17 protein-coding genes are annotated in these 18977 nt (G+C 46.6%); 13 read left to right on the forward strand and 4 right to left on the reverse strand.

Annotated features, from left to right (window positions below):
• Positions 1 to 135 precede the first annotated feature (135 nt).
• From mqnC to ACTHPG_RS04170, 3 genes are all read left to right on the forward strand, one after another.
• Positions 136 to 1272, forward strand: a complete 1137-nt coding sequence (gene mqnC, locus ACTHPG_RS04160) for a cyclic dehypoxanthinyl futalosine synthase (RefSeq protein ID WP_278296051.1) — start codon at positions 136 to 138, stop codon at positions 1270 to 1272.
• Between the two features lie 231 nt (positions 1273 to 1503).
• On the forward strand, positions 1504 to 2481 hold the full coding sequence (locus ACTHPG_RS04165) for an aldo/keto reductase (RefSeq protein ID WP_440387884.1): 978 nt from the start codon (positions 1504 to 1506) through the stop codon (positions 2479 to 2481).
• Positions 2478 to 3491, forward strand: coding sequence for a zinc-binding alcohol dehydrogenase family protein (locus ACTHPG_RS04170; protein ID WP_440387885.1), 1014 nt, complete (start codon positions 2478 to 2480; stop codon positions 3489 to 3491). Before ACTHPG_RS04165 ends, ACTHPG_RS04170 begins: the two co-directional genes overlap by 4 nt.
• Before the next feature lie 107 nt (positions 3492 to 3598).
• On the opposite strand, the gene ACTHPG_RS04175 is transcribed toward ACTHPG_RS04170, so the two are convergent.
• From ACTHPG_RS04175 to ACTHPG_RS04190, 4 genes are all read right to left on the reverse strand, one after another.
• Positions 3599 to 4504, reverse strand: a complete 906-nt coding sequence (locus ACTHPG_RS04175) for a YitT family protein (protein WP_440387886.1) — start codon at positions 4502 to 4504, stop codon at positions 3599 to 3601.
• A gap of 111 nt (positions 4505 to 4615) precedes the next feature.
• Positions 4616 to 5854 (reverse strand): cation:proton antiporter, encoded by a 1239-nt coding sequence (locus ACTHPG_RS04180; RefSeq protein WP_440387887.1) that lies wholly within the window; start codon positions 5852 to 5854, stop codon positions 4616 to 4618.
• Between the two features lie 4 nt (positions 5855 to 5858).
• Positions 5859 to 6353 (reverse strand): cation:proton antiporter regulatory subunit, encoded by a 495-nt coding sequence (locus ACTHPG_RS04185; RefSeq protein ID WP_062833468.1) that lies wholly within the window; start codon positions 6351 to 6353, stop codon positions 5859 to 5861.
• 294 nt (positions 6354 to 6647) lie between these two features.
• A complete protein-coding gene (locus tag ACTHPG_RS04190; RefSeq protein WP_440387888.1) occupies positions 6648 to 7052 on the reverse strand; it encodes a hypothetical protein in 405 nt (134 codons plus the stop codon).
• A 171-nt stretch (positions 7053 to 7223) separates the two neighbouring features.
• Here ACTHPG_RS04190 and ACTHPG_RS04195 point away from each other — a divergent pair, with 171 nt between their 5' ends.
• From ACTHPG_RS04195 to ACTHPG_RS04240, 10 genes are all read left to right on the forward strand, one after another.
• Positions 7224 to 8177 carry a putative sporulation protein YtxC gene (locus ACTHPG_RS04195; protein ID WP_440387889.1) on the forward strand — a complete coding sequence of 318 codons (954 nt, stop codon included), beginning with the start codon at positions 7224 to 7226 and terminating at the stop codon, positions 8175 to 8177.
• A gap of 413 nt (positions 8178 to 8590) precedes the next feature.
• Positions 8591 to 10528 carry a threonine--tRNA ligase gene (gene thrS, locus ACTHPG_RS04200; RefSeq protein ID WP_440387890.1) on the forward strand — a complete coding sequence of 646 codons (1938 nt, stop codon included), beginning with the start codon at positions 8591 to 8593 and terminating at the stop codon, positions 10526 to 10528.
• Positions 10529 to 10965: 437 nt separating this feature from the next.
• Positions 10966 to 11505, forward strand: a complete 540-nt coding sequence (locus tag ACTHPG_RS04205; protein ID WP_440390126.1) for a 3D domain-containing protein — start codon at positions 10966 to 10968, stop codon at positions 11503 to 11505.
• Positions 11506 to 11616: 111 nt separating this feature from the next.
• Positions 11617 to 11832: a hypothetical protein gene (locus ACTHPG_RS04210; protein WP_036610057.1), complete on the forward strand. Its 216-nt coding sequence runs from the start codon at positions 11617 to 11619 to the stop codon at positions 11830 to 11832.
• 195 nt (positions 11833 to 12027) lie between these two features.
• Positions 12028 to 13065, forward strand: a complete 1038-nt coding sequence (gene liaF / locus ACTHPG_RS04215; protein ID WP_440387891.1) for a cell wall-active antibiotics response protein LiaF — start codon at positions 12028 to 12030, stop codon at positions 13063 to 13065.
• A 3-nt stretch (positions 13066 to 13068) separates the two neighbouring features.
• Positions 13069 to 14094, forward strand: coding sequence for a HAMP domain-containing sensor histidine kinase (locus ACTHPG_RS04220; protein ID WP_440387892.1), 1026 nt, complete (start codon positions 13069 to 13071; stop codon positions 14092 to 14094).
• An 18-nt stretch (positions 14095 to 14112) separates the two neighbouring features.
• Positions 14113 to 14775, forward strand: a complete 663-nt coding sequence (locus ACTHPG_RS04225; RefSeq protein ID WP_440387893.1) for a response regulator — start codon at positions 14113 to 14115, stop codon at positions 14773 to 14775.
• Between the two features lie 147 nt (positions 14776 to 14922).
• Positions 14923 to 16590 carry a S1C family serine protease gene (locus ACTHPG_RS04230; protein ID WP_440387894.1) on the forward strand — a complete coding sequence of 556 codons (1668 nt, stop codon included), beginning with the start codon at positions 14923 to 14925 and terminating at the stop codon, positions 16588 to 16590.
• 172 nt (positions 16591 to 16762) lie between these two features.
• The gene (locus tag ACTHPG_RS04235) at positions 16763 to 17452 is read left to right on the forward strand and encodes a response regulator transcription factor (protein WP_036610048.1); all 690 of its coding nucleotides are present in this window, start codon (positions 16763 to 16765) and stop codon (positions 17450 to 17452) included.
• Between the two features lies 1 nt (position 17453).
• Positions 17454 to 18914 carry a sensor histidine kinase gene (locus ACTHPG_RS04240; RefSeq protein WP_440387895.1) on the forward strand — a complete coding sequence of 487 codons (1461 nt, stop codon included), beginning with the start codon at positions 17454 to 17456 and terminating at the stop codon, positions 18912 to 18914.
• The last annotated feature ends 63 nt before the right edge of the window (positions 18915 to 18977 follow it).

Consider the following 18977-nt stretch of genomic DNA (forward strand, 5'->3'; position numbering starts at 1 on the left):
GCTTTTTTTCACATGTAACCTGTGTTACGATATGTGGAGTACAGAAATACGATGTTGCCACCAGAACTTGCTTCTCTTGAACAAGTTGGGACGGATCGTTATATAATTTCTCTTCATGAGGGAGGCTTTTTTACGATGAGTACGGTAGACCGTATCTTAGATAAAGCCCTTCGGGGCGAACGTTTGGACTTGGAAGACACGATTCAGCTATTTGAATCCGATGAAGTGGACAAAATCGGGGCAGCAGCTAATGTCATTATGAAACGCATGCACCCTGAACCATACAGAACATTTGTAATTGGGCGTAACGTCAACTACACGAACGTGTGTGATGTGTACTGCCGTTTTTGTGCTTTTTACCGCAGACCTGGTTCGGATGAAGGGTATGTGCTTCCGGACGAAGTGATTTTCCAAAAGATTCAGGAAACGGAAGATGTGAATGGTACCGAGATTCTGATGCAAGGTGGAACGAATCCAAATTTGCCTTTCAGCTATTATACAGACCTGTTGAAAGCCATCAAAGAGCGTTTCCCGAACATCACCATGCATTCTTTCTCCCCAGCTGAGATTATGAAAATGGTTGAGGTTTCCGATGGTCTTACATTGGAAGAGGTTGTTCGTGCCATTCACGAAGCTGGACTCGACTCTTTGCCTGGCGGCGGCGCTGAAATTCTGGATGACCGCACACGTCGGAAAATTAGCCGCTTGAAAGGTTCATGGCGGGATTGGATGGACGTTATGCAAACTGCACACCGCATCGGAATGAACACCACGGCAACGATGGTTATCGGCCTTGGTGAATCGATGGAAGAGCGTGCATTGCACTTACTCCGTGTTCGTGAAGCTCAGGACGAATGTATTGCGAACAAGTATGATTCCGAAGGTTTCCTGGCATTCATTCCTTGGACTTTCCAGCCAGACAATACCAACCTTAAGCTGGAGCGTCAGACTCCTGAAGAGTACTTGAAAACTGTAGCCATCAGCCGACTGGTGCTTGATAATATCAAGAACATTCAATCCTCTTGGGTAACGATGGGTCCTGAGATCGGTAAGAAGTCGCTTGAATTTGGATGTAATGACTTTGGTAGCACCATGATTGAAGAGAACGTTGTATCTGCTGCTGGTGCAACTTACAAAGTGAACATTGAATCCATTCTGCGTTTGATTCGAGAGTCCGGTTATATTCCGGCACAACGTAACACCCGTTACGACATCTTGCGCATGTTCGATGAAGAGAATACTGTGCATGAAGATTTCGTAATGCAGAACTAATCCTGATTATTTGAATACTACTCCCATAAATGCTGATCGTTAGATAGTATTTATGAAGCCAAGCCCGCTGACTACTCCGTATGGAGAGACGGCGGGCTTTTTGATTTCTTTCTAGCGGTTCGAGGTCATCAAACAGTACATGTTACGCAATTGGCGATATTTTATATTGAAATTGAACTGTTACAATGAAAGGGAACTTGTGTAGTCAGACACGCTGGAAGGGGTAAACCGATGAAGAGAAGAATACTTGGCAAGACGGAACTGAACGTACCTGTATTGAGCTTTGGAGCATCCTCACTCGGTTCTGTATTTCGTGACATTGACCGGGACGAAGGGATTCGCACTGTACATGCGGCCGTAGATGCGGGGATGAATTACATAGACGTTTCACCTTACTACGGGCTGACCAAGGCTGAGAAGGTATTGGGTGAAGCCATCCGTAGCTTGCCGCGCAGTTCATATATGTTATCAACCAAAGCCGGACGGTATGGGGAAAATGAGTTTGATTTTTCACGTCAGCGAATTCTGAATAGTGTGCAAGAGAGCCTGGATCGACTGCATACAGACTATATCGACATTCTGTTCCTGCATGATATTGAATTTGTGCCAGCAGAGATTATTATCGAAGAAGCTTTTCCAACGTTGCTGCGTCTGAAAGAGCAGGGAATTATACGACATGCGGGCATTTGTGGCTTACCCTTGCCATTGTTCGAGAAGGTTCTGCCACAGATCAATGCGGATGCGATCATCTCGTATTGTCATTATTCATTGAACGATACCTCATTGTTATCTTTGTTGCCGCTGTTGGAAAAGAAAGAAATTGGACTCGTGAATGCTTCCCCTCTTTCCATGGGCTTGTTAAGTACCCGAGGTGCTCCTGCCTGGCATCCGGCAGATGAACGGGTGAAAGAGCTCTGCATGAAAGCTGCCCGCTTCTGCGCAGAACAAGGCAGTGACATTGCCAAGTTGGCCGTGCAGTTCTCTACGTCGAATGAGCGTATTCCAACAACACTGGTGAGCAGCGCGAATCAGCGCAATATCGTCAACAATGCAGCGTGGATCGAAGAGCCGTTGGATCAGAGTCTACTGGAGGAAGTACTGCGCATTCTGGCACCATTGCATAATGAGACGTGGTCAAGCGGACGTCCTGAATATAATACAAAGTACAGCAATACGACTTCAGAAACATCCAAGGGGGAACAACGATGAGAGCCATTGTGTGTGAAGAAATAGACCATTTGGAGCTGCAAGATCTGCCTCAACCGGAACGAGCAGAAGGGGAGGCGTTGGTTGCGATCCGGCGGATTGGGATCTGTGGAACGGATCTGCATGCGTACAAGGGCAATCAGCCATTCTTTACCTATCCTCGTGTACTTGGTCATGAACTGGCGGGTGTGATTGAAGAGATCGGCCCGAATGATGCAGGGCTACGGCCAGGAGATCAGGTAAGCATTATTCCGTATCTGAACTGCGGTCATTGTATTGCATGTCGCAATGGAAAAACCAATTGTTGTACGTCCATGCAAGTCATGGGTGTGCACGTAGACGGAGGCATGAGAGAAAAAATCAGTGTGCCTGTCTCACATCTGCTCTTAGCAGAAGGCCTGACACTGGATGAGACAGCAATGGTAGAACCATTAAGCATTGGAGCCCATGCCGTCAGAAGAGCGGGAATCAAGCCTGGTGAGCATGTCATTGTTATTGGAGCTGGCCCTATCGGACTTGGCGTGATGGCATTTGCCAAACAGGCGGGAGCCCGTGTTATTGCCGTTGATCGTAATCTGGACAGGCTGCAGCTTAGCCGGACTTGGGCTGGAGCAGATGACCTGGTACAGGCTAATGAACATAACATACAACAAGTGGCTGAAATCACGGGAGGCGATTATGCTACGGCTGTCTTCGATGCAACAGGTAACGTGAATTCCATGAATGAGGCCATTAAATATGTGGCGCATAGTGGTCAACTCATTTTCGTGGGACTGGTGAAAGCGGATATTACCTTCCATGATCCTGAGTTTCATAAGCGGGAGATGAGCATGCTGGGCAGTCGAAACGCCACCCGAGAAGATTTTGAACAAGTCCTGTCAACGTTGCGTCAAAAGAAATTAAGCATGGATGGTTATATCACACACCGAGTGGAGTTTGATGAGTTACCTTCTGCGATAAACAAATGGCTATTGCCAGATTCACATGTAGTCAAAGCTATCGTTGAGCTATAATATCTATTTAATTATAAAAAACAAAAAAAACGCTCTCTGACCTTGTTGGACAAAATGGTTCATCCATAGGGTAAGAGAGTGTTTTTTTGTTTTGCACAGATCCATTTTTATTTTTCCGGATTCGTCACAATGCCCGCATGTGGATCAATGTGACGCACAATGGACTTCAACCAGATCATCTCCAGCACATGTACCTCATAATAAAGTGCACCTGGGATCTGCCTGATCCATCCTTCCGCCATCGCGAGTTGTGTTGAGTCAGAAGTAGCTTCCAGCCTTCCAGGTTCACGGCGCAGCCGTTTGCGTACAGCTTTTTCAACTTGAGAGCTCTGTGTGGTCAAAATGCATACTTTGCGTTTCGAAGAGAATCCCCTGAACGCAATGTACACCATTTCATAAGCAATAAGGTAGGCGATTACGGAATACATCGCTTGGTCCCAGCCAAAGACAACACCAGCGGCTGTCAGGATCAACAAGTTAAGCAGCATGATTATTTTTTCGATAAGCATCCGTTTTCCGCTAAATACACGTTCAGGTGGACGGGAAGACGGATCACCGATTTCCAGCGTATCCAGTGTCCCGCCATACCGCACGACGAGCCCAATTCCGAGTCCGAGGCATAATCCGCCAAACATGGCGGCAGCCAGCGGATGCTCTACAAGTGGCGGCATGGGATGAAGCACAATGGCACCGATCGAAAAGACAACCAAACCCAGAACAGTAACCAGTACAAATTTCTTCTGCACAATCTTGTAAGACAGAAATATGAACGGAACATTGAATAAAAATAGGAATAATCCAATCCTCATTTCGGTCCAGTGGGCGAACAGGGAGGAAATGCCTGTAATACCTCCAATAATGATCTTATTGGGGTGTAAGAACAATTCAAGTCCCACGGAGGCCAGAATTCCACCGACAATTACAAGCAACAGGTTTACCCAGCGGCGGGTTGACGATATTCTGGTCTTGGCGGTGTTTGGCACCGGATTAGCCGATATCAGAGGTGCTTTCATAGGTCATCCTCCTTAGTGCGGCTTTCGAGCCATCCCCCTGGGTTAGTCACAGAAAGATCGGCGTAGAGCCGCGAAGTACATTAGTATGTCTGTTCTGTACAGACATAGGCATTATCCTTCTTTCTGCAGAACCTTCGGTTCTTCTTTCTTTTTCCGAGGATCTTTGAACTTGAATATTTTATCCAATATACGGAATACATGTTTGGACTCTTTGGTTAATAAAGGACCCAGAATGGCCAGAATCAGGACATACAGCGCGGCAAACGGTTGAATCATTGGCAACAGTCCTCCGGCTTTACCCATGTTGGCCAAGATGATGGAAAATTCACCCCGTGACACAATGGTTAATCCTATATTGGCTGATGCTTTGGGCGATAGACCTGCACTGCGTCCGGCCATCATACCTGCCAGGAAGTTACCAAACAATGTAATAACAACTGCAATCAGAGCCAACCACACGGCTTCGCCACCCAGAGACAACGGATCAATGGACAATCCGAAGCTGAAGAAGAAGATTGCTCCGAAGAAGTCACGGAACGGCAGAATCAAGTGCTCAATCCGTTTCGCATGTTCTGTCTCAGCAAGCACCAGTCCAACCAGTAATGCACCAATCGCTTCGGCAACATGAATGGTTTCTGAGAAACCGGCCACCAGGAACAAGGCTCCAAATACAACGAGAGAGAATAGCTCATTCGATCGAATTTTAAGCACTTTGTTTAGTAACGGTGTTGCTTTACGTCCCAGGATAATCACGATAAGCATGAATCCGAGGGCAATAAGTGCCGACATGATGACGCCTCCGATGGAGGATGAATCACTAAGCACAAGTCCGGACAAGATCGAGATATATACAGCGAGGAAAACATCTTCGAACATGATAATTCCCAGTATCATCTCGGTTTCCGGATTGGCCGTTCGTTTCAAATCGACAAGTACCTTGGCCACGATGGCACTGGAGGAGATGGTAGTTATACCTGCAATAATAAGTGCTTCTGCAACTGGGAAACCGGACATAAAACCGAATATTAATCCCAGCGTAAAGTTAATTCCGATGTAGATCGAGCCGCCAACTGCAATAGAGCGACCCGATTTAATTAAACGGCCTACCGAGAATTCAAGCCCAAGGTAGAAGAGAAGGAACAGAATACCGATACGACCCATGAAATCAATAAAAGGCTGACTTTCAATGAAGCGGAAGTCCAGATGCCAAATTTTCATGGCATGAGGTCCAACGGCCATCCCGATCAGAATATAAAACGGAACGACCGAAAATCTTAGTTTTGCCGATAAAAGGCCGGCTGCCGCAATGAGCACAAGGGCCAGACCTACTTCGAATATCAAATGATCCATCTATTTACCCCCTTCCAGTCAGGAGGAGGGATTTAAACAGTTTCTGCTGATTGCGTTCGCCAACGGCTACCACCGTGGATTCTGCACTGATAACTACCTCCGGACCTGGGCTGATATGTTTTTTGTGATTTTTCTCTACAACGGCAATAACCGTCGCCCCAGAGTTTTGACGTACGTCCAATTCACCGATGGATTTACCGATACATCCGAAGGATGCTTCGATTTTGTACCACTCGATAATCAGGTCGTCAAACGTTACTTCAATATTTTCAAGCTGCTTTGGTTTGTAAGTTAATCCGCCAACAATAGCAGCAATTTGTCGTGCTTCGTAATCGTCAAGCGTGATCATCGAGATGCTTTGATCGGGATCATCATACTCGAAGTGGTACATCTCCCGGCGACCGTCATCGTGAATAATAATGACAATTTTATCACCGCTGCTTGTTTCGATTTGAAATTTTTTGCCGATTCCCGGCAAGTCTGTTTCGCGTACATCCATGGATTGTTGCCTCCTTATAATTAGGGGCTGGCCACAGAAGACAGGCTTATTTCCCGAAAATGAATAATCTGCTGCTCAAAGGAACATCAAAAGATGCGGGTAAACAGAGCCAGAAATTCCTGACACAGCCATATGATTTGAATTTGTCGGTGTGGGTACAACAAAAATAGGTACTGCCATAAACATGGTTTATCTAACGTGTGCTAAAAGGGTTATAAGTTATGCACAAGCGCACCGTCTTCGATTCAGAGGTGTCTCCATGCAAAAGCAACCTGTAAATACGTCGTAACAGCTCTAGTGAAGAGCGTTCACGTATTTCGGTGCTGTAGGGGTGAGGGATACATACATACTGGTAAACTTAATAGGTAGCAGAAATAATCTGCGTTTAAACAGACAATACCACGGTTTAAAGGACAGACCCGTTGTAGGGATTCGCAGCATCAATAATAATGCGAGGACAAGAAAGACAGGCTTATTATGCGTAACCGCAATCAGCTTGGACATGACTTGTGGGTATTTGCGAATGACAGGTTTCTGCTGGGATTCGGGTATTTGCGAAAGCACTTCCTTGTTGGAAGTTGCATCAACAGATACCCCAACGGCAGATTCGGACTGCATCGGAATAGGGAAGCACAAGGCTTGGAAAACGCACAAAATGATAATGATCGTGTAGTGGAGTATTCTGGGTTGTTGACTCATTTTGGCTTCCCTCCTTTTCCGTGAAACATACTGTTATTAAAATAATAACACATTTTTGTCTTAACTCCAAACCTCTTCATAATATACTGAGAAATCATGACACGCTTTCCATCAATCCGCTTCGTATATCCCCATCGGCCTTGCCATATACTTTGAACAGGAAGGAAAGGAGTGATTCTTGTGGAACTGTTTGCTGTATGGACTGATGTATCGGGGCAGGAGGAAGCGGATCAATTTTATCGTTGTGTCAAGGAAAAAACCAAAGGTTTACATATAAGTAAGAGAGGATTTCGGCTCACCTTCAAACATAATGATGGAAGAGCAACCTGGGTGTGCAGAGGGAATGAGAATCACGATGACTTCCAGCAATGGCTTCCCCGGATCAGTGATATGCTCTCCCTTGGACTCGCCGACTTCATTATGGAGACACAGGAACGGAACATGGTGGAGGATATGATCGCCAAGGCTTGTTCTGTCATGGATGAGCATGAGGTGGATAAGGTCAATCGTATCTGCATGCCACTTCTATTAAATGGTGATCTCGATCAACCCGGACTTCGGGATCGCCGCCGCACGACATTGGCCAGTGGACTACGGCAGGATCTGGAGGATGTTCACTTCTTTCACCTTGAAGGCATTATCAACTTCCGCATACGGCCATATAAACAGGAGCTTCAGGAATTAGTGGAATATGCCCTGGATGAGTTCTGGATGGATCGGCAGTATGAAGAGTTTATGGGGCTGTTAAAATATTTTGTGTTCTTTCAGGAAGCCAAAGTACCTCTGATTCATCTTGTACACAAGGGAATGCACGAATTTCAGGTGCTTGATGCCGGACTTCATCCGTTGCCCGTGCAAAAGGATGAACAGGTCGTTGTGGAGATGCCGGGTCTGGAACTGGAGATGGATATTGAAGATATGATAGTCAGTACGCTCATTTCGATCTCTCCTGAGAAAGTCATGCTTCATACACGTACCCCGGACCTGCCAATCATCTCAACCATATGCCAGATCTTTGAAGACAAAGTGCAAATATGTCATCATTGCCCGGAATGCGAAGTGCTGCGCTCAGGATTGTTGAGAGGCCTTGACGCAAGTGATCTAGGCAATTATAATAACTGTTGATCCATGATTTTTCATGTGAACCATTGAACCAAAAGCGTTGACAAAGACAACGACCACACGCAAGATTGGTGCAGAGAGAGGAACCTAGGCTGAAATTTCCTCCGGATATCACGTATGGTTTACCCCTTTGTAGCTGCAATTTTGAAAGTGGAGTTAGAACATCACCTTTATTGGGGATTATCCGCGAGTAAGGATCTGCCGGGTCATGCCCGTTATCGTCATGCCAATGAGGGCTGTATTTCCGATTAGGATGAATCAGCTGAATTAGGGTGGAACCACGAGTATATAACACTCGTCCCTTTGCCGGGACGGGTGTTTTTTGCGTTCCTTTGCATAATGACTGGAATAGCAATAGATCACTAGTCCATCAACTTATGGACGTAAAGGTTACATTAACAGGAGGTATGAGAGAAATGGCAGTGAACATTAAATTACCGGATGGTTCGGTACGTGAGTACGCGGATGGCAGCACTATTGAGGACGTAGCCGCTTCGATTAGCAGCGGATTGCGCAAAAATGCCGTAGCCGGCAAGCTGGATGGTATCGTGGTGGACTTGTCCACAACACTTCATGAAGGAGCATTGGTGGAGATCGTAACTCTGGATTCACCAGAAGGACTCGAAGTGATGCGTCATAGTACAGCTCACTTGATGGCTCAAGCAGTGAAACGTTTGTATGGCAACCAAGAGGTACGCCTCGGTATCGGCCCTGTCATCGAAGATGGTTTCTACTATGATATGGATCTTGAACACCCGCTCAATCCTGAGGATCTTCAGAAGATTGAGAAGGAAATGGAACGTATTGTGAACGAGAACCTGCCAATTGTACGTAAGGAAGTTAGCCGCGAGGACGCGATCAAAACGTTCGAAGAAGTGGGTGACCCTTACAAACTTGAGTTGATTCGTGACTTGCCGGAAGACAGTGTAATCACGATTTATGAGCAGGGTGAATTCTTCGACTTGTGTCGTGGTCCTCACGTACCATCGACTAGCAAAATCAAAGTGTTCAAACTGATGAATGTCGCTGGTGCTTACTGGCGTGGAGATAGCAAAAACAAAATGCTTCAACGTATTTATGGTACGGCTTTTGTAAAAAAAGCTCAGCTGGACGAGCATCTGCACTTCCTTGAAGAAGCTCGCAAACGCGATCACCGCAAGCTGGGTAAAGAGCTCGAAATGTTCACATTCTCCCAACTGGTTGGACAAGGCCTGCCAATCTGGTTGCCTAACGGTGCGAAGCTGCGCCGTACGCTGGAGCGTTATATTGTGGACCTGGAAGAAAGTCTTGGATACCAGCATGTATACACACCGGTTCTGGGGAACGTGGAATTGTACAAAACTTCTGGACACTGGGAGCACTACCAGGAAGATATGTTCCCGAAAATGGTTATGGATAACGAGGAACTCGTTCTCCGTCCAATGAACTGTCCTCACCATATGATGGTGTACAAATCCAGCATGCACAGCTACCGTGATCTGCCAATCCGTATTGCTGAGCTGGGCATGATGCACCGTTATGAAATGTCGGGGGCGTTAACAGGTCTGCACCGTGTACGTGCAATGACACTGAACGACTCACACATTTTTGCACGACCGGATCAAATCAAAGAAGAGTTCGCTCGTGTTATCGAGTTGATTCAAACCGTGTACAAGGATTTCGGTATTAACGAATACCGTTTCCGTCTGTCCTATCGTGATCCGAAAGATACCGAGAAATATTTCCAGAACGACGAGATGTGGGAAATGTCCCAACGCATGCTGCGTGAAGTTGTGGAAGAGCTTGATCTTCCTTTCTATGAAGCCGAAGGTGAAGCAGCATTCTACGGTCCGAAGCTGGATGTGCAGATCAAAACAGCACTGGGCAAAGAAGAGACGTTGTCTACGGTTCAACTGGACTTCCTGTTACCTGAGCGCTTTGAACTTGAATATGTGGGAGATGACGGACAGAAACATCGTCCGGTCGTTATTCACCGCGGTGTAATCAGTACAATGGAACGTTTCACAGCATTCTTGCTGGAGAACTTTGCGGGAGCTTTCCCACTGTGGTTGTCTCCGGTTCAGGCAAAAGTAATTCCGGTATCCGGAAACTTCGACGATTATGCGCGTGAAGTGGAAGCGAAGCTGAAACGAGCGGGAATCTCTGCTGAAGCGGATCTGCGGAATGAGAAGCTTGGATATAAAATCCGTGAGGCGCAGCTTGAGAAAATGCCTTATATGTTTGTTGTCGGTGAGAATGAGCGTAATGCAGAAGCGGTATCCGTGCGTAAGCGTGGAGAAGGCGATCTGGGCATGAAACCGGTCGATGAGATTATCGCTCAATTGAAAGAAGAGATTGCAACACGTTTGGTGTAAATAAATCAATGTATCAATGATCTGCCAGATACCAGTGCTTAAGTTGCACTGACCAATCAGCCAAGCAGAAAAACGCTTGAATGACATGGGATAAACCTATGTTATTCAGGCGTTTTTTCGTAGTTTTTGTTATGAAAAGTATAGATTAATTGCTTTTTGGAAAACCTTTGCAGTGAGGGGGAGGTTATACAATGATAAAGCAATTCTCAATTCAGCAGAAACATATACGGGGCGTATTGATTGGCTGTGTGATGTTCGCAGGGATGATGATCAGCCTGAACCAGGCGGGTGCGTATACATTTGAAGAGGAAAGTGCAGTACTGCATGTCGAGAGACGAAGCGGTGAAGATCCGATTACTGATGCTTCAATCAGGTCTGATCAGGAATTACCTGAACAGGTCAGTGCTCAATACAGCGGGGAGGCCCAGCTGACAACCATGGTGTACATGGCTTTACTTTGGTCACCACAACCGATGGTCATTCCAAGGCCTGAGCTTCCAGAGAAACAGGTGGCTGATCCGTCTATGCCCGTGCTTGCTCCACGTTCAGAGCAGGTGCTGGGTACACAGAAGGTGACAGCAACGGGATATACGGCAGGTGTGGAGTCTACAGGAAAAGGCCCCAAACACCCACAATACGGAATTACGTATTCAGGTGTAAAAGTACGTCGTGATAAAGAAACGGTCTCCACGATCGCAGCTGATCCGAAATTGTTTCCAATGGGCTCCATTCTGTATATTCCTGGCTATGGATACGGGATTGTTGCAGATACGGGTTCGGCGATCAAAGGCAATAAAATTGACCTGTATTTTCCGACGACCAAGCAAGTGTACAAGGAGTGGGGCAAAAAGGATGTGGAGGTACAGGTGATCCGGCAAGGCGCTGGAAAGTGTACAGAAAAGATGCTCAGCGAGTTGGCTGATGCGATCGATGTGTACAAATCCGTACCGGACTCTTGGTTGGACAAGGCCATTTAAATTCACATATGAATATGAATAACAGAAGGACTCTCTTCACATAATACTGACTGGGGACGAACCCCGCGGTGCAGCAATGCATCGTAAATATGAAGAGAGAGGTGATTCGTTGTGGCTAAAAAATCACAAGGGTACCAAACGCCGAACGAGAAGTACAATGCAGAGTTTGGAGAAGAGAATGCAGCAGCTAAAGTGAAGCAATCCGCTCAAAACAAAGTACAAGATAATTTCCAAACACCTGATGAAAAATACAATGCCGAGTTCGGTGTAGAGAACACAGGCCAAACTGGCCAAGGTCAAGGCAAAGCATCAAAATACAAAAAATAATTGAAGATTCATGAATTATATGATGATTCAGCACCCTGGAGCAACAGCTCCGGGGTGTTTTACATATGCGGTTTTTACAAAAATATCCTCATATCTCAGTCTCGAGACCGAGATGAGTTCCACCTGCCGCCGCTGTTCTCATTGCCTTGTCTGAGTTACACTAGAACCATAATACTGACGAAGGAGACATGAGCGATGAAACGATCTACGCGTGACCGCTGGTGGGTTGGCATACCTCTGATTGCTATTGGTGCGATGATCTTGTTCAGACAATTGGGATATGACATTGATGTAGGATATATTTTCAGAACATATTGGCCGTTATTTCTGATCTGGTGGGGGGCCAAAGGAATATCCGAGATTCGTCGCAACGGGGGGTACGCCTTTATTGGACCGGTAATCGTACTCGCCATCGGTGGTTACTTTCTTGCCCGTAACCTGGGGTGGATTGATTACTCCATGGGGGAGTTCATCCGTTATCTCATCCCGGTAATGCTGATTGGTGGAGGATTGTTCGTACTGATTGGGCCACGACGTCGTGATCGGAAACATCATGACAAAATGCAGCCGCCTCCAGCACCTGAACAGCCTTATCAACCGTTGTCTCCTGAGGATCTGGAGATGCCATCGTCATTTGACGAACAGTTCGAGAAAACATTTGGCAAACCGAAACAGGAACAGAAGAATGATGCACATGGTCCTCATTTCACAGGATCAACAGATTCATACTCACAGGGGCATCAGTATAAGAAGAAATATCAATCGTATAACTCAAGTCATACCGATGATAACGGATATGAAGAACATTATAATGATGGCTACGGGAATGGTTATGAGCATTATGGCAGCGGCAATACCATTAATAAATCAGCGTTCATTGGTGACTTGTATATGGGCCAGGAAGTATTCCCGCTTAAACCGATGAATCTCTCGGCCTTTATTGGGGATACCGTGATTGATTTGACCAAAGCACAGATTCCATACGGCGAAACAAAGATTGTCATTTCTTCATTTATCGGTGATGTGAAAGTATTTGTACCAGAGGATATGGACATGGGTGTGACGGTGACGACGAATTCATTCATTGGAGACATGTCATTGTTGAATCAGAAACGTGGCGGATTCCTGAGTAGCGCCCAGGCTGAAACTGCCCATTATCGTGAAGCAAGCAAGAAGGTGCGGATTATTGTAAGTGTGTTTATCGGAGACGTCAAAGTTAATAAGGTGGGTTAATGCATGATTCGAACAATTCTCAAGGCCAATAAGTGGGAACTGATGATGTATTTTGCACTAACAGGTCTGATTACGCTGGGCGGATTCTATCTATTGTATGGAGAGGTATTAATGGGGGCTGGTCGTCAACGGGCATGGACCTATGTTGCCGTTGTTGTACTGGCCACCGTTATCACCGGATATATCGCTGCATTACGACTTCAGCGCAAGATCGATCTGCTTGATCTTAACATGTTGAAAGTATCCAAGGGTAATCTGGCGGTGCGCATGCCAGAAGCAGATGACGCTTCGTTCGGTCGTGTCTATCAGGAGTTCAATGTCATGATGGATTCGATTGAGAAAAAGATGAGACTGCTTCAGCGTCTTGGTGAGCAGGAAGTTATTGAGAAGGAGCAAGCTTCGGAGCGTGCTGTGCTTGAAGAGCGCAAACGCATGGCAAGGGACCTTCATGATACGGTTAGTCAGCAGCTGTTTGCGATGCATATGTCGGCTTCGTCCTTACCGCGTCTGCTGGAGATGAATCCGGAACATGGCGGCAAAGTACTGGATCAGTTGATTCAGATGTCTCATATTGCTCAACGTCAGATGCGAGGACTTATTGCCCAACTTCGACCAGTGGAGCTGGAAGGGCGTGATCTCACTGCGGCACTGGATAGCTGGTTTCCGGATTATTGCAGGCAGAATGGTCTTAAAGGTGTGAAAGAGCTGGAACTGAGTGGCGGAATTTCGGATGCCATTGAGCACCAGCTGTTTCTGGTTATTCAGGAAGCGGTAGCCAATGTTGTGAAGCATGCAGAGGCAGGGGTGGTGAGTCTGTCCATACGGGAGAGTGAACATCAGATCAGCATGAGCATCAGCGATGATGGTCAGGGATTTTTGCAGCAAGCCGAGCGTCCGGGTTCATACGGGTTATCTACCATGCGTGAACGGGCGGAGAAGCTTGGGGGGCAAGTTCAGATTATATCGAAGCCGGGAGCGGGAACGACGGTAAGGGTATTGATCCCGAAATTTCCAAATGTTTCTGAATGATGTAGAGGGGGAGACGGAATGAGTGGGAAAATAAACGTAATGATTGTGGATGACCATGACATGGTACGAATGGGGTTAAAAACGTATCTGATGCTGGAACCTACTTTTCATGTGATGGCAGAAGCGGGCCACGGGCAGGATGCGCTGGATCAATTGCGTAATTTAAATGACAGTGAAATGCCGGACTTGATCCTCATGGATCTGATGATGCCCATAATGAATGGCGCTGAAGCAACACAAGCCATCATGACTGAATTTCCAGGGATGAAGATTGTGATGCTGACCAGTTTCCTGGAGGACGATCTGGTTGTACAAGCGATTGAAGCGGGTGCGGTTAGCTATGTACTGAAGACAGTCTCTGCTGAAGAACTGATCTATGCTCTTCAAGGTGCTTACAGAGGCATGCCTGTTATGACGGGTGATGTGTCGCAGGCACTAACTCGGGGAATTAGACAACGTACCGCAAGAGAGAGTGAATCCGGTCTGACTGAGCGGGAGAAAGAAGTGTTGTTGCTTATTGCAGAGGGAAAAACCAACAAAGACATTGGAGAAGAACTACATATCAGTATCAAAACCGTCAAAACACATGTGAGCAACCTGCTGATGAAATGTGAGATGGACGATCGTACACAATTGGCAATCTATGCGCATCGTCAGGGCTGGGTGAAAACGAAGGGGTAAATCCCGCCATGACGGGAAAAACAAGCTATTTTTCCTTGCTTTTATCTCCTTTTTAATTGTTTTTAAGGTACGGTTAAGGTTTAAAGTACAAAATAAGGACAGTTAAAGAATATCTCTTCGGAATAAGAGATTGGGAGGTAGAGAGGCATGGACGAACGCAATTATAGATCAAACCGTCAAGACGAGGAAAATGAAACCAAACAAACGGAGAATCGCAATTCTTCCGGAACGGACGAATCCTCCTATTATTATTCTTATGGACCTTTTCAGTCCGTGAATCAGGAAGATACAGCAAATCACATGGGAAGCAATAATCAACGTGAAGAAGGAAATGTAGAGATTACAAAACCTGATCCGGTGAGACCCGTACCTACTTACTATAATAGTGAAACATCCGATCAAGCGAAAAGATCATCAGGAGGCGGCGGAAACGGCTCAGGTAATGGTGGAGATCAAGGGAATGGCGGCAAAGGTAACTGGAACTATAATAACCGCAAGCCGCGTTCTTCCGTAAGATCACTGTTGTTCTCTTTTATTGCAGGCATGCTGGTCATTACCGTTCTAATGTACACAGCCGATAGAACAAACATGTTCACGCCGGAGACTGCACTTACGAACACAGGTAATCAAAGCTCGGGACAGGAAGCGTCTACGAATACAGGCGGGGGCAACAATGTTACAGCGTCGTTACTGCCGACAGGCAAAGAAGATGTTTCTTCCGTAGTGACGAGTACAAGTCCAGCTGTTGTCAAAATCGAAACACTCGCGAAGCAGTCCTCACGCACAGGATTGGGTCAGGGTGGATCGAATACAAGTGATCCGTTGTACCAATACTTCTTCGGGAATGGGGGCGGAACGGAAGGCAATCAAGGTCAGAGCCAACAACAACAGCAAGGCAGTAATCAGTTGGTACCCATGGGCATTGGTTCAGGATTTATCTTTGACAAAGAAGGTTATATCCTGACGAATCAACACGTGGTTCAGGGTGCAGACGTAATCCAGGTAACCCTGGAGAACAACAGTAAACCTTATGAAGCTAAACTGCTGGGAAGCAGCTTCGATCTGGATTTGGCTGTATTGAAAATTGAGAAGAACAGTGGTGACGATGCATTCCCTGTAGCTCCACTGGGTGATTCCAATAGTACTCAAGTCGGTGAGTGGCTTGTAGCAATCGGTAACCCTGAAGGATTCGAACATACGGTTACAGCAGGTGTACTGAGTGCCAAAGAACGTACGATCAGTATTCCAGATGAAGAAACAGGAAAAACACGTGAGTACAGTCATTTGCTGCAAACAGATGCTTCGATTAATCCGGGTAACTCCGGTGGTCCGTTGCTTAACCTGAATGGGGAAGTTATCGGTATGAACGTTGCAGTAAGCGCAGATGCACAGGGAATTGGTTTTGCGATCCCATCGAGTGTTATCTCTGAAGCTGTTAAATATCTCAAAGAGAACAAAGAAGTTCCCAAAGAGCCAGTACCATTTATCGGTGCATCTCTGATGGCTCTCACGCCTGAAGTTGCTAAACAAATGGGAACAGACATAACCGAAGGTTCAGTAGTAGCCAGCACGATCTTCCAATCACCGGCTTACCAAGCAGATCTTCGTGCATATGACATCATCACAGGTGCCAATGGTACGCCGTATGCCACGAGTCAGGATCTGATTGATTTTATCAAGAAACAGGAAATCGGCAGTGAAGTGACATTGAACGTGGTGCGTGACGGTAAGAAAATGGATCTGAAAATCAAAATCGGCAACAAAAATGATTTTGATACTTCACAAACAACAGATACCCAACAGCAGCAACCATAAATATCGAGTAAGAATTGAAGGAACGGAAGGGTTTGAAGGCCCTTCCGTTTTTTTGCCCTGATGAAGCAGGGCTACAATGGACCAGAACGGATTGCAGATGCCTACTTGAAGATGCAGATTGTGCTTCTGCCTGTTACAATGGGATAAAACGTTAGGATAAAGGAGAAAGACCATGCGCTCAACTATTTTGATTGTGGATGATGACGAAAAAATTGTGTCCATGCTCCGCCGGGGGCTGGCTTTTGAAGGATATGAGGTACAGACTGCTTCCAACGGAGCCGAAGGCCTCAGCAAACTGATGGATAAGGAACCAGACATCGTGGTGCTGGATGTAATGATGCCGCAGATTGACGGATTTGAGGTATGTCGCAGACTGAGAGAAGCAGGCAGCAAAGTGCCTGTGCTGATGCTGACGGCCAAGGATGAAGTACAGAGCCGGGTGACCGGACTGGACACGGGAGCCGATGACTACCTTGTAAAACCTTTTGCGCTGGAAGAATTATTGGCACGTGTCCGGGCATTGCTGCGACGCAAGTCAGATAGCGCAGGTACGCCGGACAACCGCTTAATGTATGAAGATATCATTTTGGACAATGACTCACGTGAAGTATTGCGAGATGGACAACGCCTGGAGCTGACTGCCAAGGAATTCGAGCTGTTGAACCTGTTTATGCAAAATCCAAGACGGGTACTATCCCGTGATCTGATTATGGATAAAATCTGGGGTTACGATTACAGCGGTGAGTCTAATGTGCTTGAAGTGTACATTGCCATGCTCAGACAGAAGACCGAAGAATACGGCGGCAAGCGTCTAATCCAGACCATCCGGGGAGCCGGCTATATTCTGAGAGGTGACTCCTGATATGTCCATCCGGTTAAGATTAACCGCATGGTATTCTGGCATTTTGGCGGCTGTGCTTATTTTTTGGGGCGTTGTAATCTATGCCTTTGTGTATTTTAACTCCTACCAGGAAGTCGAACAGCAATTGAAGGTGAAAAGTACCCGGATTACAGAGCAGATTGGTGTTAATCCTCTTTCACAGTCGCTGGACCTGGACCCATTTACAGAGAGTCAGCTTCAGGAGGCACAAATCTACATTCAACTTTGGGACTATCAGAGTCGTTCAGGCAGAATTTCCGGGAATATGGAGAAATTAGGGATCCAGTTTCCGGTATTAAAATCCAATGAGATCCTTAAAGAGCGCGGGATATCCAAGATCTATGTGGATGGGACACCGTTTCTGGTGAATCAGCTGCCCCTTTCTCTTGCGGGTACCAACGAAGTACGTGGAATCCTTCAAGTTGGGGCCAATGTAAGTTCACAGGAGCGCTTGCTGGAAGCGTTGCTTAATATTTTGGTTTTTGGCTGGCTGGTAGCGATGGCCCTCGCTATTACCTCAGGTCTCGTTCTGGCTCGCAAGTCCATGCGTCCGCTTGTAAATGTCATTGATGCTGCCAATCAGATTCAATCGGGAGATGACTTAAGTGTACGCATTCAATATGCGGGGCCGAAAGATGAGATCGGGCGTCTGATTGAAACGGTTAATAATATGCTTGAACGTACCGAATTGTCATTCCGTGGTTTGGAGGAGACGAATGCTGCCCAGCGCCGCTTTGTATCCGATGCCTCGCATGAACTGCGTACACCGCTGACCACGATTCGGGGGAACGTAGACTTTCTGAAGAAGTTATGGGATCAGGAGGGAACCGACCGACCGAATCTGGATGAGGAGACCGTCAAACAAATGTCGCTGGAAGCCATTGAAGATATGGCGGACGAGGGAAAACGTATGAGCAGGCTGATCAGCGACATGTTATCGTTGGCGAGGGCAGATACGGGGCAGAAAATTGAACTGAATCCGATTCCGCTACAAATTCTCGTACAGGAAGTGGCACGCAGGGCACAATTTCTGGATCGTGAGGCAGAGTGGCTTCCGGGAGAATTCTCCATCCTTAACGGCATCTATGTGAACGGTAGCAAGGACTATCTGCAACAGATGTTATTTATTTTCATCGAAAATGCGTTTAAATACACTCCTGAAGGCTCTGTGACGCTGGATGCCGTATTATACAAAGGTCAGGTTGGACTACGCATCAGCGACACCGGCATTGGAATGGATCGGGACGAAGTGCCGTTCATTTTTGATCGTTTCTATCGGGCAGATGAGTCCCGTGGGGCTACACCGGGCATAGGTCTGGGACTTTCGATTGCGAAGTGGATTATTGAGGAACACCACGGATCGGTTGAAGTTGTGACCAGACGTGGAGAAGGCACCACCTTTATTATCTGGTTGCCGGTTGTCTTTGCTCCGCCTATCGAATAAAGGTATAATAGACTGGACTGCAATTACATCGGCAACGTTGCCGAGAAAGAAAGCGGGTGGCAA

The organism is Paenibacillus sp. SAF-068 (genome assembly GCF_051967555.1).
Lineage (GTDB): Bacteria > Bacillota > Bacilli > Paenibacillales > Paenibacillaceae > Paenibacillus.